Genomic DNA, 15043 nt, shown 5'->3' on the forward strand with positions numbered 1-15043 from the left:
CGGATTCCTCGCCTGCGTCAGCGCTCGAGCTGGATGGATCCAGCCCGGGCGATGTGGTCGAGAGCTTGCTGTGCCAGCCGTTCGGTGCAGAGTCTCCGCGTCACTGTCCATCGATCGAGCCAGGTGGAGAAGCCGGGAGCCGTGAGGCGCAGGATCTCCTGGATGTCGACGAGGATCAGCTCCGGCGACTTGCGCACCTGGAGACCCGGGGCGCCGAGTCCCGGCATGGGCAGACCGAAGACCACCGGTTCGCAGTGACTGATCCGGTTACGAGCCCAATTCATGCGCTGGGCCAGACGCGCGACATCCTTGCGCGGTTTCGAGAGGCCGTGCTTCAGGGCAGGTTCCCAGAGGTCGCGAACGTAGTGCGCACGCGTTCCGTCGAGCTTCTCGTCACCCTTCCCGAGGAGGTTCACCCAGGTTCCCAGCATGACCTGAGCGATGATCTTCCCGCCCGGAGCGCCGACACCGACCGTCGCCTCGGCCTCGCCGAACGCCGCGTCGACCTTCTTGTCCAGGAGCCCTCGCTGCGTCTGGAACCATCTCTCGCCGTACACAGCCGTCAGCGAGCGATGAAGGGCCTCGCGAAGCGCTACCTCAGCGAAGCGCACCGCGGCGTGGAGGTGCGCGGCGAGTTCCGCGTCGAGCAGGTAGAGCGCTACCGCGTCCCGGTCACCGGTCGTGGCGGCGCGGAACCTGCGCAGACGCTGCCTCGCGAGGCTCTCGATCAGAGCCCTCTGCTCTCCTTCACTGAGTTGTGGGATCACATCCACAATGATATGGTCGGGGTCATATCCCCCCGGCACCGGCCGCGGTCGGGTTTCGGAAACCGCCGTAGATCGCCTCGATCACGGCGGTTTCATCTTTAACGGTGGCGCGTGGTGTCGGTCCTGCGAGTCGTGATCCGGCGCAGTGCACCTCCTGCGCCGGCGCGCGCGGTCCTCCTGCCGTCCGCGCCGGCGCCTCGAGGTCCGGCTCTCACGGCACGATCGCGTCGATGTACCCGCCGTCCACGCGCACCGCGGCGCCCGTCGTCGCCGAGGCGAGCGGCGACGCCAGGTAGACGACCATGTTGGCGATCTCCTCCGGCTCGATCAGGCGCTGGAGCAGCGACTGCGGGCGGTGCAGCCGCATGAACTCGCGCTGCGCCTCCTCCCAGGGGAGGGAGTGGTCGACGAGCTCGTAGACGAAGTCCTCGACGCCGCCGGTGTGGGTCGGCCCGGCGAGCACGCTGTTGACGGTGACCCCGGTGCCGGCGGCGGCCTTCGCGAAGCCGCGGGAGACGCCGAGCAGCGCGGTCTTCGAGACGCCGTAGTGGATCATCTCGGCCGGCGTGACGACGGCGGAGTCGCTGCCGATGTAGAGGACGCGGCCCCAGCCCGCCTCCGTCATCCCGGGCAGGTAGGCGCGGGTGAGGCGGACGCCGGTGAGCACGTTGACCTCGAAGTAGCGGCGCCACTCGTCGTCGGTGATGTCGAGCGGCTCGGTGCTGCCGAAGATGCCGAGGTTGTTGACCAGCACATCCACGCGCGGCACCGACTCGAGCAGCTTCGCCGTCCCGGCCTCGCTCGAGACGTCGGCGGCCACACCGCGCACGGTGGCGTCGGGCACCGCCGCGCGCACGTCCTTGATCGCGCGCCGCACCGATCGCTCCGACCGTGCGTTGACGACCACCTCGGCGCCGGCGCGCGCCAGCCCGACGGCGATCGCGAGTCCGATGCCCTGCCCCGACCCCGTCACCAGGGCCGTCCGTCCGCTCAGGTCCAGCTCGATCATTGCCGCTCCGCTCCGTCCGCCGCCTGCGGACTCCTCGGAGGAGGGTGCCACACGCCTCCGACACCCGCCCCAGGAAACCGCTCCCACCGCACACCGCACGCTGGTCGAGGAGCTCCGGAGGGGCGTAGCGAGACCCGCCGTCGTCAGGACGGCTGGTCTGCGGCCCACCCTTTCGGCACCGGTGGATCTCGATACGCCCGCTGCGCGGGCTGCTCGATCAGCATGGACTGCACCCCCCCGAGGCGTCCTGCAACGGTCGAGGCGTCCAGCAGCACCGGGACGCCTCGACCGTCCGAGGACGTCTCGCCGCCCTCATGCTGGTCGAGTAGACCCGCAGGGGCGTATCGAGACCCGTCACCCCGAGTGGTGCCGGCCGATCGGCAGCACCAGCGGCGTCCCGGACACCGGGTCCGCGATCACGCGCGACTCCATGCCGAACACCGCGCGCACCGTCTCCGCGGTCACCACCTCGGCCGGCGTGCCCGAGGCGTACAGCGCGCCGGCCCGCACCGCGAAGAGGTGGTCGGCGTACCGCGCCGCGAGGTTCAGATCGTGCAGCACGATGACGATCGTCGTGCCGCGCTCGCGGTTGAGGTCGGTCAGCAGGTCGAGCACCTCGATCTGGTGCGACACGTCGAGGTAGGTCGTCGGCTCGTCGAGCAGCAGCACGTCCGTCCGCTGGGCGAGCGCCAGCGCGATCCACACCCGCTGCCGCTGCCCGCCGGACAGCTCGTCGACCGGCCGGTCCGCGATCTCCAGCGTCCCTGTCGCGCGCAGGGCGTCCTCCACGATCGCGTCGTCGTCCGCGGAGGCGCCCCGCCCGAACCAGCCGCGGTGCGGGTACCGCCCGCGCGCCACCAGATCCGCCACGGCGATCCCCTCGGGCGCGATCGGCGTCTGCGGCAGCAGCCCCACCCGCTGCGCGACCTGCCGCGTCGGGAGCCGGTGGATCGCCTCGCCGTCCAGCAGCACGGCCCCCGCGCTCGGCGTGATCAGCCGCGCCATCGCGCGCAGCAGCGTCGACTTGCCGCAGGCGTTCGCCCCGACGATCACGCTGATCGCCCCGGTCGGCACCGTCAGCGACAGCCCGTCGACGACCACGCGCTCGTCGTAGGCGAGTGTCACGCCGTCGACGGACAGCGTGGAGTGACCGGCGGTCACGGGGGAGGTCGGGGCGGTCACAGGGATCCTCCGGTGCGGTTGCGGCGAGCGAGGAGCCAGAGCAGGAACGGCGCGCCGAGCGCACCGGTCACCACTCCGACGGGGAAGCGGGCGCCCGAGAAGGCGAGCCCGGCGACGTGCTGCGCGACCAGGTCCGCCGCGAGCACGACGACGATCCCGACCAGCGCGGACGGGATCAGCGGCACGCGCGCGTCCGGCACGAGCCGCCGCGCGATCGGCCCGGAGACGAAGGCGACGAACGCGATCGGACCGGTGGCCGCGGTCGCGACCGCGACGAGGCACACCGCCACCGCGAGCAGCCCCAGCCGGCTGCGCCGCACGTCGACGCCCAGTGCGGTCGCCGACTCGTCGCCGAGCTGCAGCATCGAGAGCCGTCCGGCCAGCAGCAGCGCGAGCGGCACGAGCACCAGCATCGACAGCGCGAGCGCCGGCACCCCCGCCCAGGACGCGGAGTTGAGGCTCCCGGTCAGCCAGCGCAGCGACTCCTGCACGTCCTCGAACTGCGCGCGCGTCTGCACATAGGCGATCACGCTCTGCAGCATCGCCGCGATCCCGATGCCGATCAGGATCAGCCGGGCGCCGATCACTCCGCTGCCGTCGGCGAGCCAGGCGATCAGCAGCGCCGTGACGAGGGCCGCGGCGACCGCGATCACCGAGACGGCGCCGCCCGAGAGTCCGAAGAACGCGATCGCGACGACGGCCGCCGCGCTCGCGCCCGAGGTGATGCCGATGATGTCGGGGCTGGCGAGCGCGTTCCGCAGCATCGTCTGGAAGACGACGCCGCCCATCCCGAAGCCGAGGCCGACCAGCACGGCGGTGAGCGTGCGCGGCAGCCGCAGCGTGCCGACGGTGAAGGAGGCGCCGGGCACCGTCTCGCCCAGCATCACTCGCAGCACCTCGAGCGGCGAGTAGACGGTGCTGCCGACGGTGAGCGACACGACGGCGAGTGCGAGGGCGACCAGCGCGAGCACCCCGCAGCCCAGCGCGGTGCGGCGGGCGCGGCGGCGACGACCCACGGCGACGCCGAGCGACGGAGCACCCGCAGGAGAACGGAGTGACGAAGCGGCGCTCACAGGGCCCGCACCTTCGAGCGGCGCACGATCGCGATCAGCACCGGCGCCCCGATCAGTGCGGTGACGATGCCGACCTCCACGTCGCTCGGTCGCGCGACGACCCGCCCGATCACGTCGGCGACCAGCAGCAGCAGCGCGCCGAGCAGTGCGGAGGAGGGGAGCAGCCAGGAGTGCGACGGCCCGGTGAACCGCCGCGCGAGATGCGGGACGGTGAGCCCGATGAAGCCGATCGGCCCCGCGATGGCGGTCGCCGCCCCGCAGAGCAGCACCGCGGCGAGTCCGGCTACCAGGCGCGTCCGGCCGACGCGGCGGCCGAGCCCCTTGGCGAGGTCGTCGCCGAGCGCGAGGGCGTCGAGCCCGCGGGCGCTGCCGATCGCGAGCGCCCCGCCGACCGCGAGGAACGGCAGGACCTGGACGATGCTCGTGAACTCGGCGCCGCCGACCCCGCCGACCTGCCAGAACCGGAAGCGGTTGAGCGTCGCATCCTGGGTGAGCAGCACCGCGCTGATCAGCGAGGCGAGGGCCGCGGCGGTCGCGGCGCCGGCGAGCGCGAGCTTGAGGGGAGTGGCGCCCTCGCGACCCAGCGAGGCGACCGCGTAGACGAAGGCGCCGGCCGCCGCCGCGCCGAGGAAGGCGAGCCAGATGAACTGGGAGAGCGTCGTCGCACCGACCGTCGAGATCCCGAGCACGACCGCGAGGGACGCGCCCGCGTTCAGCCCCAGGATCCCCGGATCGGCGAGCGGATTGCGGGTCATCCCCTGCATCACCGCGCCGGCGAGCCCGAGCGCGGCACCGACGAGCAGCGCCAGGACCGTGCGCGGGACGCGCCCCTGCACCGCCGCGTCGACGATCGAGTCCGGGTCGGGTGCCGTGAGCGCCGGCCAGATCTCGCCGAGCGGGATCTCGCGCGAGCCGTAGACCAGCGAGAGCACCGACGCGACGACCAGCGCGGCGAGCACGGCGATCAGCGCCGGGACGCGCCAGCGCGCACCGGCGCCCCGGAGGCGAGTGTCGTCGCGTCCGGGGCGCCGGTGGGGTGCCGTGGCCTCGGCGGTCACGACACCTTGTCGGCGGCGGTCGCGAGGCCGGTCGTGTACTCGTCGAGCACCCACGGGATGCTCAGCAGGTTCGGCGACGAGGTCGCCATCGCCTCGGAGGAGTCGTCGGTGAGGACGTAGACCGAGCCGCGGGCGACCGCGGGGATCTTGGAGAGCAGTGGGTCCGCCTGCAGCGCCGCGAGGGTGGTGTCGTCGCCGTAGACGATGAGGACGTCGGCGTCGAGCTGGTCGGCGTTCTCGGAGCTGACGGTGCCGCTGAACAGCTCGGAGTCGCCGGTGAGCGAGACGACGCTCGGGGCGAGCTCGAGGCCGAGGTCCTCGACGAACTTCACGCGCGCGTCGTTGCCGGTGTAGTAGGTGAAGGTGCTGGCGTCGGTCGGGTCGTACCAGCCGTAGGTGAAGGTCTTGCCGGCCAGCGAGGGCTTCGCGGCGACGGCGGCGTCGATCTCGCCCTCGACCTCGGCGACCTTCGCCTCGGCCTCGTCGCCCAGTCCGAGCGCCTCGCCGTCGAGCTTCGCGGAGTCCTGCCAGGTGGTCGCCCAGGGCAGTCCCGGGTAGGCGACGGTCGGGGCGATCTGGCTGAGGGTGTCGTAGTCCTGCTGCGTGAGGCCGGAGTAGGCGGAGAGGATCACGTCGGGGGTGAGGTCGGAGATCGCCTCGAACGGCACGCCGTCGGTCTCGTCGAAGAGGGTCGGCGTCTCGGCGCCGCTCGCGTCGAGCGCCTCCTTGGTCCAGGCGAGCAGGCCGTCGCCGTCCTCGTCGCCGTAGGAGGCCTTCGCGAAACCGACCGGGGTCACGCCGAGGGCGAGCGCCACGTCCTGGTTGGTCCAGCTGGTCGCGACCACGCGGTCCGCCGACTCGACGGTCGTCTCGCCGAACGCGTGCTCGACGGTGACGGGGAAGCCCGCGCCGGTCGCGGCGGCGTCGGTGCCGCCGTCGGTGCCGGCGGCGTCGGCCCCCGCGGAGCAGCCGGTCAGCAGCAGGGCGGAGAGGCCGAGCGCGGCGACGGCGGAGACGCGCAGGGGCGTGCGGCGGAGGGGGGTGCGGGAGACAGGCACGGCGATCCTTCGGAGGGGGTGACGGGGTTGCGAAGGTTAACCTAACCTAACTTCCTGGCCCGCTGCCAGTTCCAAGGCTGGTCGTCCGCCGGCCTGGCTCCGCTGGGCCTGCGGTGGCTCCGTCCGGCGTTCGGCACGCGGAACCGCGTCCGGCACGCGGGATCGGCGGATTCCGGCGAGCCAAGGGTGTTTCTGCGAGCCGGAGGTCGTCGCGCCGGAGGTTCGGCTCGGGACACAGCCCCGGGCACGCGAAATCCGCGGATTCCGACGAGCCGAGGGTGCTTCTGCGAGCCGGACGTCGTGAGGCCGAGGTTCGGCTCGTGAAACCGGCCTGGGCACGCGGAATCCGCGGATTCCGGCAAGCCGAAGGTGCTTCTGCGAGCCGGACGTCGTGGGGCCGAGGTTCGGCTCGTGAAACCGCCCCGGGCACGCGGAATCGACGGATTCCGGCGAGCCGAATATGTTCCTGCGAGCCGAGGTCAGGAGGTGTGAGGGTCGGCCCGTGGGACAGAGTCCGTCTCGCCGAATCGCGAACATCCAGCGAGCCGGAGGCGTTCTCACGAGCCGGAGGTGCGGTCCAGCCGCTCCGGCGCAGGAGCGGCCGCCTCGACAGCTTCCTCCGGTCCCCGCGCACCCGCCGCATCCTCCCCGCTCGCCCGCCGCGGCCGCAGCTCGCTCACCAGCGTCCCCGCCACGATCAGCGCGGCCCCCGCCAGCGCGAGCGCCGGCAGCCGGTCGCCGGCGAGCCGTCCGATCACCCCGCCCCAGACCGGCTCGGCGGAGTAGATGATCGTCGCGCGGGTCGGCGAGACGGAGCGCTGGGCCCAGTTCATCGTCAGCTGGATGAGGCAGCTGCTCGCCCCGAGCGCGAGGGCGGCGATCAGCCAGACCCACGAGAACGCCGGGATCGCCTCTCCCGCGAAGGGCATGCCGGCGAAGGAGAGCAGCCCGGCGACCAGGAGCTGCACGACCGTCACCCGCCCGAGGTCGACCCGGCCGGCGAACGCGCTGATCAGGATGATCTCGGCGGCGATCGGGAGGGTGCTGATCAGCGTCGCCAGCTCGCCCGGGCCCAGCCCCACTCCCGTCTGCGGCCCCGCGATCAGCAGCAGTCCGACGAACGCCAGACCGACGCCGACCAGTGTGAAGACGCCGGGCCGCTTCCGCAGCACGACCCACTGCAGCAGCGGCACCAGCGGAACGTACAGCGCGGTGAGGAAGGCGGAGGTGCTGCTCGGGATCGTCTGCAGTCCGTACGTCTGCAGCCCGTAGCCGAGGACGATCATCACCCCGATCGCCGCCCCCGCGCCGAGATCGATACGCCGCATCCCGCGCAGCGACCGGTGGAAGACCACCGCGCTGATCACTCCCGCCGCCAGGAACCGCACCCCGACGAAGAAGAGCGGACCGCTGTGCTGCATCGCCACGTGCACCGCCAGGAAGGTGCCGCCCCAGAGCGCCGTGATGCCGATCAGCGCCCACTCGGGTCGCGAGAACCGGACGGCCGAGAGGAGGCGGGTGCGCAGCATTCTGCACACTATAGAGTGCAGAACGATGCGCACGCCAGAGCCCTCCGCCGTCCTCGCTCACGTCGGCAGCAACCTCCGCCGGGCGCGGGTGGAGGCCGGGCTGAGTCAGGCGGCGCTCGCCGAGCTCTCCGGCATCAGCCGGCGCACGATCGTCAACGTCGAGGCGGGCGAGGCGAACATCAGCCTCACCGGCGTCGACCGCCTCGCGAGCGCGCTCGGCTCCAGCTTCACCGCCCTCGTCTCCGCACCGGGCTCCCTCCCCGCGGCGGTCGACGAGATCGCCTGGCGCGGCGAGGACGCGGGGAGCGTCGCCGTGCTGCTCGCCTCCGTCCCGGCCCGTGCCGAGGCGCAGCTCTGGACCTGGACCCTCGGCCCCGGCGACCGCTACCAGGCACAGCCCGACCCCGACGGCCGGCACGAGATCCTCCTCGTCACCGCGGGTGTGCTCCTGCTCGAGCGCGAGGGCGAGCCGGACCTCCGGCTCGTGACCGGGCAGCACATCGCCTTCTCGACCGCCCGCCGCTACGCCTACGTGAACGCGGCCCCCGACGAGAGCACCGTCTTCACCCGCATCGTCGTGAGCTGACTCCGCCCGGGAGTGCTCCACGGGCCCGGCGATCGGACGCCGGTCGCACTGTTCCGTGCCATCCCGATCGTTCTCCGACGCGGACTGCGGAGATCCGGCGCGCCACTCGCAGACTGTGCTCTCCACGGTCCGCGAGCGGTGACCCGGTGGTCCGGGTTCCCGCCACCGCGCGCGGCGAGAGAAGGGATCACGATGAGACTCTGGAAGACGACGGCGATCTGCTCGACGACGGTCTTGCTCGCAGGGCTGTCCGCCGCCCCGGCGACGGCGGCACCGGCCGAGGGTGGCGGGCCGGTCGCGGCCGCGCTGGCCCCCGCGCACGACCTCTCGGCGCTCCTGACGGGACCCGCGCGTGACCTCGAGACGCCCGGCTACCGACTCGTCCCGGTCGAGGAGCGGACCGTCGAGTACCGGGTGGTCGACCCGGCCGCGACCCCGGCCCCCAAGAGGACGCTGACCTTCACGAACCCCCCGCAGGCTCCGAGCGCCGCGTACCTCGAGGTGCGCTACCAGCAGGGCAACGGCGACTCCTTCAAGGAGGTGTCCCCGCTCCTGCGGCCCGGTGGTCCCGCGTGGCAGACCACCCTCCAGGGGGATGATCGCGAGGTCGACCTCCAGGTGAAGGACGCCTCGGGCGCGGTCCTCGCGGAGCGGAGCTACCCCGGGGAGATGCCCGCCGGCAACCCCTCCGTCGCGTGGTTCTACCAGAGCGTCTTCGACCTTCCCGGCTACACGTTCACCTGGTGGCGCCCCGGTGGGGCCGCCGTTCGGCCGCGTCGCGAGGGCTCACCCCGCGGCGCGGCCGTCCCGCGACGTCTCACCCCGCGGCGCGGCCGTCCCGCGACGTCTCACCCCGCGGCGCCGACCACGAGCCGTCCGGGCGGAGCGCGCCGGCGATGGTCGTGGCGATCCCGCGCAGCTCCCGGCGCTGCCGCTCGCTGAGCGGTCCGAGGACGACGTCGCGCACCAGGGCCTCGTGCCCCGGAGCCGCGCTCGCCTGCTGAGCGAGTCCCGCCGCGGTCAGTGTCGCGAGGGTCGTTCGACCGTCCTCGGGGTCGGCCCGCCGCCCGACCCAGCCGCGGTTCTCCAGTCGCGAGACCGCCCGCGACAGTCGCGACAGCGAGCTGTTCGCGAAGCCGGCGAGCGCGCTCATCCGCAGGGTCCGCTCCGGCGCGGCGGCCAGGGCGTAGAGGATGCCGTACTCGAAGTGGCTGAGGCCGGAGTCCTTCAGCAGCTGCGCGTCGAGCGCTGCGGGAAGCCACTCGAGGAGGGTCGCGAGCGCGCTCCAGGCCGCGAGGTCGTCCCCGCTGAGTGGGGAGTCATCGGGATCGGGCATCCCCTGAGCGTAGCCGGATTTCACTTGACCAGGAAAGTGATTCGACTATGGTTTCCCAGGCAAGCATTCGGCTGCGACGGAGAGGAACCGACCCGCATGGACCTGGAACTGGACGGCAAGCGCGCCTTCGTGAGCGGATCGACGCAGGGCATCGGCCGTGCCATCGCCCTCGCGCTGCTGCGGGAGGGCGTCGAGGTCGTCGTCAACGGCCGCAGCGAGGCGGGAGTCCGCGCAGCGGTCGAGGGCCTTCGCGCGCAGGTTCCGGGCGCCGTCGTCTCGGGGATCGCCGCCGACTTCGCCGACGCGGAGTCGGTGGACCGGCTCCTGGGCCTCCTGGGCCGGGTGGACGTCCTGATCAACAACGTCGGCCTGTTCGAGGTCGCCCCCTTCACAGCGATCACCGACGAGCAGTGGCTGCGCTACTTCACGGTGAACGTGCTGAGCGGAGTCCGCCTGTCCCGGCACCTCCTCGACCCGATGCTCGAGTCGGGCTGGGGGCGCATCGTCTTCGTCAGCAGCGAGTCCGGCGTGAACGTGCCGGGCGACATGACGCACTACGGCGTGACCAAGGCCGGGATGCTGGCGCTCGGCAACGGCCTGGCCAAGCTGACCCGCGGCACCGGAGTCACGGTCAACACGGTCCTCGGCGGCCCCACCTGGTCCGACGGTGTCGCGAGCAGCGTCCAGGGCATCGCGGAAGCCCAGGGCGTGCCGGCCGACGTCCTCCGCGCCGCGATCATCGGCGGCAACGCGACCTCGCTCGTCGAGCGCTTCCTCGAGCCGGACGAGATCGCCTCGCTCGTCACCTACCTCGCCAGCCCGCGCGCCTCCGCCACGAACGGTGCGGCCCTGCGCGCGGACGGCGGCGTGCTGACCGGCCTGCTCTAAAACCCGCCGGGCGCCTCGGACGCCGGCGCCGCTCTCGGCCGTCGGCGCCGCGCCGACCTCGGCGGAGCCGCCCGCAGGTGCTCGCCGACCCGCCCCAGGATGCGCGCCAGCTCGCCCGCGTCCGCGTCGGTGAGAGGTGCGAACAGCAGGCCGTGCACGGTCGCGATGTGCCCCGGGAAGACGGCCGCCAGGACGTCGCGCCCGGCGCCGGTGAGCGCGACGACCGTGCTGCGCTCGTCGTCCGGCGACGGGGAGCGGGTCACGAGACCCCGCTGCTCGAGCAGCTGCGCCTGGTAGGTGAGGCCGCTGCGGCTGTGCACGACGCCGTCGGCGAGGTCGGTCATCCGCTGCCGGCCGCCCGGGGCGTCGCCGAGGCGCGCCAGCAGCTGGAACTGCAGATAGCTGAGGTCGCCCGCCTCGCGCAACTGCTGCTCGACCGCCGGCCGCAGCAGGCTGCCCACCTCGGTGAAGGCCAGATAGGCCGAGAGCTGGGTCGCGGTCAGGGCGGGCTTCGTCATGCCTCCGATCCTACCGTTGCTTCGAATTTGAAGCAGTGCTAGCGTGACCGCAGTGCTTCGAATTGGAAGCAAATATGCGAGGGAGACGATCATGCATGCAGTGCGGTTCCACGAGGTGGGCGGACCCGAGGTCCTCGTCCGGGAGGAGATCCCGGTTCCGGTTCCGGGCGCCGGGCAGGTGCGGCTCCGGGTCGCCGCCTCGGCCTTCAATGCAGCCGACGCGGGGATGCGCGCCGGCTTCCTGCCGATCCCGGTCGAGCTCCCGCACGTGCCCGGCTACGACGTGTCCGGCACGGTGGATGCCGTCGGCGACGGTGTCGAGGGAGTGACGGTGGGCGATCCGGTCGTCGCGTTCCTGCCGATGGAGCGGGATGGGGGAGCGGCCGAGTACGTGCTGGCGCCGACCGAGGCCGTGGTCTCCGCTCCGACGAGCCTTCCTCTCGCGGACGCGGCCGCGCTGCCGTCGGTGGCGCTCACCGCCTGGCAGGCGCTGTTCGACGACGGCAGGCTCGTCGCCGGGCAGCGGGTCCTCATCGTCGGCGCGGGCGGGGTGGTCGGGAAGTACGCCGTGCAGCTCGCGAAGCGCGCCGGCGTGCACGTCGTGGCGACCGCCGCTCCGCGCAGCATCGACGCCCTCCGTGCCGCGGGGGCCGACGAGATCGTCGACCGCACCCGGACCGACGTCCTCGGTGCTCTCGGCGAGCAGGTCGACGTGCTGCTCAACCTGGCGCCGCTCGAGCCGGAGCGGTTCGCCGCTCTCGTCGCCGTGGTGCGGGACGGCGGGGCTGTCGTCAGCACGACGGCCTTCCTGTCGACTCCGGGTGACGAGACCCGCGGCGTGCGGGGCGCGACGGTCTTCGTCCTCCCGAACCGCGAGCGGCTCGCCGAGCTGGTCGCCCTGGTCGACGCGGGGGAGCTGACCGTGGAGGTCACCCGCCGGGTGTCGCTGGCCGAGCTGCCGGCGATCCACGCCGAGGCGGCCGCGGGCCGGATCGCGGGGAAGGTGATCGTCCTCGCGTGAGACGGCACGACCGCGGTCTCAGCAGTGCGGGGTGGGGCAGGGGGAGGCGGGGAGATGGGGCCGCCTCCCCCTACCGGCCGGGAGTCGGCCTCGAGGTGGGGAGGGACGGCGCGCTCGCGCGGGTCGTCCCTCCCCACCGTCGGCTCGCTAGAGCGAGCCGAAGAAGGCGATGAAGATCGCGACGAGGGCGTTGGGCATCATGGCTGTCTCCTTTCGTGGTGGGGGCGGAGGGAGCGGTCGCGAGGACCGGCGTCCACTGTCGCCGACGCCCCGTGGCGTCTTCAACTCCGTGGCGCTCATCGTCTCGGGCGGCGGAATCGCTGTTCTTCGCGAGGGAGCAGAGGGTCGCCTCCGCGCCATCCGAGTCAGTCCGTGACAGCGATGACGTCCCTCGCCGATCGCTCCGCCAGGATCGGACGACCCCCTCTCGTCCAGGACGAGGGGAGGCCGCCGTCCTCCCCCGACCGGTCGGGAGTCCGATCGAAAGGAACAGGATGAAGCTCGTCCGCACCACGACCATCGGCGTGATCGCCGCAGCGCTTCTCGGACTCGCGTCCGCGCCCCCGGCGACGGCGGCGGGCGACACGGGTGGGACGGCGACCGACCCGACCCTCTGCACCACGAATCACTCCGTCTACCAGGTCGACACCACCGTCAACGCCCACCTGGACGGTCAGGACGTGGTGATCGACCTGTCGGCCGGGCTCTTCCGGACGCGCACCCGGATCGTCGTCCTGGTGAACGACGAGTACATCGGCGAGACCTACTGCGGTTCCGCCTACTACGCGGACCGCTGGTCCGTGGGCGATCGGGTCTTCCTGAGGATGAAGCCCGCGAGGCCCGGCGACGCGCTGCGGGTCGCGGTGATCGGGGGCACGCCGGGCGGGTCGCTCGGCTCCCGCTACGGGCAGTACAGCCTGCTGGAGGAGCGACTGAGCGCGCCCGGATCGGAGCGCTGACGCTCGACGATCCCGGGACTCCTCCGTGGTGCTCCGGTCCGCGGTGATGGGATCCGCGGTGGTGGGATCCACGGTGGTGGGATCCACGGTGGTGGGATCCACATGCCCCCGTCGTGGTCGCGGTCACCCGTGCGTATGCGGGTGGCCGCGGCCGATTCGGCGGGACTAGTCGAAGATCGAGATGAGATAGGCGATCAACGCGAAGATCATGACGACTCCTTTCCTCGGACCTGATCGGGCGCCCGGTGGTGGGTGACCGTGGTTCCACCGTGGACCTCGACCGGCCGACTCTCCACTGATCGGCGGAGACCGATGTCCTGGCGGGAATCGGTCAGTCGCCGACCGTGTCAGAGCAGGCGGGAGCGCGAGAACAGCGCGTGCAGCAGCGGCAGCGCCGACACCGCCATCAGCACCGTGCCGAACACGGTGTCGTCCGCCCGGACGACGGCGCCCGCGATGAGCAGCCCGGCGAAGAGCACCGCCGAGACGACCCGCCGGACGGTCCCCTCGAGCCGGTTGAGCCGGCGCTCGACCGTCGGAACGGTGACCGCGAGGGTCCCGTCCTCGAGGGTCGTCGCCAGCTCGTCCAGGCGTCGCGGCAGCCGGACGAGCAGCCCGAGCGTGTCGAGCGCCTGCCGGCCCACGTCCTGTGCGACGTTGCCGCGCTCCTCCCGGATCAGCTGCTGCGCGTAGGGCTCGACCGAGTCCCAGAGGTTGAAGGCCGGGTCGAGCGCGCTGCACACGCCGGAGGTCAGCGACATGGCCCGGATGATGAGCAGGAAGTTCTCGGGCAGCTGGAACGGCAGCGAGCGCACCACGTCGCCGAACTGGATCGCGAAGTCGCGGAACTCGCGCGGATCGACCTCGCGCAGCTCCGCGAAGCCCATGCCGCCGAAGCGCGCGAAGAGCTGGGTCATCGCCCGCTCGAGCTCGCGGGAGTCGGCGGAGGGGAGCAGTACGCCGACGTTGCGCGCGGCGTCGACGAGCCCCTTGCCGTCGCGGGACGCGGCGGCGATCAGCATGGCGCGCAGGCCCGCCCGCGTCGTCGGCGGCACCTCGCCCATCATCCCGAAGTCGATGAAGGTGAGCCGCCAGGGCAGCTCGCCGCCGGGGGTCGGCGTGACGAAGACGTTGCCCGGGTGCGGGTCGGCGTGGAACCAGCCGTGGGTGAAGAGCTGGTCGAACATGACCGCGGCGAACACCGGGGCGACGTCGCGCGGGTCGATTCCGGCGGCAGCGAGGCCCTCCGCGTCGGTGATCTTGATCGCGGTGACGTCCTGCAGCGTCAGCACCTTGCGGGTCGAGCGCTCCCAGATCACGTCCGGGACGCCGACGCGCGGGTCACCGGCGAAGTCCGCGGCGAAGCGCACCGAGTTGGCGGCCTCGCGCAGGTAGTCGATCTCCTCGAGGCTGGTGACCGCGAACTCCTCGACGAGCGCGGGCGCGTCGACGCGATCGGAGACGAGGCGCACGTGGGTCAGCCAGCCGCCGATGCGCCGGAGCGCCGCGAGGTCGACCTCGACGATCTCGTCGATGCCGGGGCGCTGGACCTTGACGACGGCGTTCTCGTGCCCGGAGTCTGCCGCGTCCACCGGCGAGAGCCGCGCGCGGTGCGCCTGCCCGAGCGAGGCCGCGGCCACCGGAGACTCGTCGACGTCCGCGTAGGCGCGCACGAGAGTCATGCCCAGCTCGGCCTCGGCGAGCGCGCGGATGCGCGGGAAGGGGACCGGCGGCACCTCGTCCTGGAGGCCCTCCAGCTCACGGGTGATCTCGGGCGGGAGGACGTCCAGGCGCGACGACATGAACTGCCCCACCTTGATCATCAGCCCGCCGAGGTCGACGGCCAGGACGTGGAAGCTGCGCGCGAAGCGCCGCATCCGCTGCGGGCGGGTGCGCAGCGCGATCGCCGTCAGCCCGATGCGGGGCAGCAGCAGATCGAAGAACCAGGTCACCGCGAGGTGCCAGGAGGCGAACCGCAGGATGCGGCGGTAGCGACGCCGGTCGCTGCGGGCTCGGCGGCCCGGGTCGGCAGGACCCGGGCGGACCGGCGCCACCCGGG

14 protein-coding genes are annotated in these 15043 nt (G+C 72.6%); 4 read left to right on the plus strand and 10 right to left on the minus strand.

The genetic code is table 11. The annotated features are described in order from the left end of the window. Window positions 1-17: 17 nt before the first annotated feature. From EDF45_RS12885 to EDF45_RS12915, 7 genes are all read right to left on the minus strand, one after another. A complete protein-coding gene (locus EDF45_RS12885; protein ID WP_148060276.1) occupies window positions 18-773 on the minus strand; it encodes a hypothetical protein in 756 nt (251 codons plus the stop codon). Between the two features lie 205 nt (window positions 774-978). Next, on the minus strand, window positions 979-1773 hold the full coding sequence (locus EDF45_RS12890; protein ID WP_123736564.1) for an SDR family NAD(P)-dependent oxidoreductase: 795 nt from the start codon (window positions 1771-1773) through the stop codon (window positions 979-981). A 357-nt stretch (window positions 1774-2130) separates the two neighbouring features. Further along, on the minus strand, window positions 2131-2937 hold the full coding sequence (locus EDF45_RS12895; protein WP_123447069.1) for an ABC transporter ATP-binding protein: 807 nt from the start codon (window positions 2935-2937) through the stop codon (window positions 2131-2133). 17 nt (window positions 2938-2954) lie between these two features. Further along, the gene (locus EDF45_RS12900; protein ID WP_260312368.1) at window positions 2955-3974 is read right to left on the minus strand and encodes an iron chelate uptake ABC transporter family permease subunit; all 1020 of its coding nucleotides are present in this window, start codon (window positions 3972-3974) and stop codon (window positions 2955-2957) included. A 53-nt stretch (window positions 3975-4027) separates the two neighbouring features. Beyond that, window positions 4028-5089 (minus strand): iron ABC transporter permease, encoded by a 1062-nt coding sequence (locus EDF45_RS12905; RefSeq protein ID WP_123736378.1) that lies wholly within the window; start codon window positions 5087-5089, stop codon window positions 4028-4030. Beyond that, on the minus strand, window positions 5086-6147 hold the full coding sequence (locus EDF45_RS12910; RefSeq protein WP_123736377.1) for an iron-siderophore ABC transporter substrate-binding protein: 1062 nt from the start codon (window positions 6145-6147) through the stop codon (window positions 5086-5088). The genes EDF45_RS12905 and EDF45_RS12910 overlap by 4 nt, the downstream gene beginning before the upstream one ends. Window positions 6148-6704: 557 nt before the next feature. Then, complete coding sequence (locus tag EDF45_RS12915) at window positions 6705-7676, minus strand: DMT family transporter (RefSeq protein ID WP_123736376.1); 972 nt, start codon at window positions 7674-7676, stop codon at window positions 6705-6707. A gap of 25 nt (window positions 7677-7701) precedes the next feature. On the opposite strand from EDF45_RS12915, the gene EDF45_RS12920 reads away from it, so the two are divergent. Further along, window positions 7702-8262, plus strand: a complete 561-nt coding sequence (locus EDF45_RS12920; RefSeq protein WP_123736375.1) for a helix-turn-helix transcriptional regulator — start codon at window positions 7702-7704, stop codon at window positions 8260-8262. 817 nt (window positions 8263-9079) lie between these two features. On the opposite strand, the gene EDF45_RS12925 is transcribed toward EDF45_RS12920, so the two are convergent. Further along, window positions 9080-9598 (minus strand): MarR family winged helix-turn-helix transcriptional regulator, encoded by a 519-nt coding sequence (locus EDF45_RS12925; RefSeq protein WP_123736563.1) that lies wholly within the window; start codon window positions 9596-9598, stop codon window positions 9080-9082. A 96-nt stretch (window positions 9599-9694) separates the two neighbouring features. On the opposite strand from EDF45_RS12925, the gene EDF45_RS12930 reads away from it, so the two are divergent. Then, entirely contained in the window at window positions 9695-10486 is a 792-nt protein-coding gene (locus EDF45_RS12930) for an SDR family NAD(P)-dependent oxidoreductase (RefSeq protein ID WP_123736374.1), read from the plus strand. Here EDF45_RS12930 and EDF45_RS12935 read toward each other — a convergent pair. Further along, window positions 10483-11004 (minus strand): MarR family winged helix-turn-helix transcriptional regulator, encoded by a 522-nt coding sequence (locus tag EDF45_RS12935; protein WP_123736373.1) that lies wholly within the window; start codon window positions 11002-11004, stop codon window positions 10483-10485. The two genes, EDF45_RS12930 and EDF45_RS12935, sit on opposite strands and share 4 nt — an antisense overlap. A gap of 91 nt (window positions 11005-11095) precedes the next feature. On the opposite strand from EDF45_RS12935, the gene EDF45_RS12940 reads away from it, so the two are divergent. Beyond that, window positions 11096-12025: an NADP-dependent oxidoreductase gene (locus tag EDF45_RS12940; RefSeq protein WP_123736372.1), complete on the plus strand. Its 930-nt coding sequence runs from the start codon at window positions 11096-11098 to the stop codon at window positions 12023-12025. Window positions 12026-12519: 494 nt separating this feature from the next. Further along, the gene (locus tag EDF45_RS12945; protein ID WP_123736371.1) at window positions 12520-12984 is read left to right on the plus strand and encodes a hypothetical protein; all 465 of its coding nucleotides are present in this window, start codon (window positions 12520-12522) and stop codon (window positions 12982-12984) included. 347 nt (window positions 12985-13331) lie between these two features. Here the strand turns inward: EDF45_RS12945 and EDF45_RS12950 are convergent, their stop codons facing one another. Beyond that, complete coding sequence (locus EDF45_RS12950) at window positions 13332-15038, minus strand: AarF/ABC1/UbiB kinase family protein (RefSeq protein WP_123736370.1); 1707 nt, start codon at window positions 15036-15038, stop codon at window positions 13332-13334. Between the last annotated feature and the right edge of the window lie 5 nt (window positions 15039-15043).

Source organism: Rathayibacter sp. PhB186 (assembly GCF_003751825.1).
GTDB lineage: Bacteria > Actinomycetota > Actinomycetes > Actinomycetales > Microbacteriaceae > Rathayibacter > Rathayibacter festucae.

Excerpts from the sequence above, each read along its gene's own strand:
- EDF45_RS12925 (WP_123736563.1), bottom strand. The coding sequence starts at position 9,598 with ATGCCCGATCCCGATGACTCCCCACTCAGCGGGGACGACCTCGCGGCC.
- EDF45_RS12930 (WP_123736374.1), top strand. The coding sequence starts at position 9,695 with ATGGACCTGGAACTGGACGGCAAGCGCGCCTTCGTGAGCGGATCGACG.
- EDF45_RS12920 (WP_123736375.1), top strand. The coding sequence starts at position 7,702 with ATGCGCACGCCAGAGCCCTCCGCCGTCCTCGCTCACGTCGGCAGCAAC.
- EDF45_RS12915 (WP_123736376.1), bottom strand. The coding sequence starts at position 7,676 with ATGCTGCGCACCCGCCTCCTCTCGGCCGTCCGGTTCTCGCGACCCGAG.
- EDF45_RS12935 (WP_123736373.1), bottom strand. The coding sequence starts at position 11,004 with ATGACGAAGCCCGCCCTGACCGCGACCCAGCTCTCGGCCTATCTGGCC.
- EDF45_RS12940 (WP_123736372.1), top strand. The coding sequence starts at position 11,096 with ATGCATGCAGTGCGGTTCCACGAGGTGGGCGGACCCGAGGTCCTCGTC.
- EDF45_RS12945 (WP_123736371.1), top strand. The coding sequence starts at position 12,520 with ATGAAGCTCGTCCGCACCACGACCATCGGCGTGATCGCCGCAGCGCTT.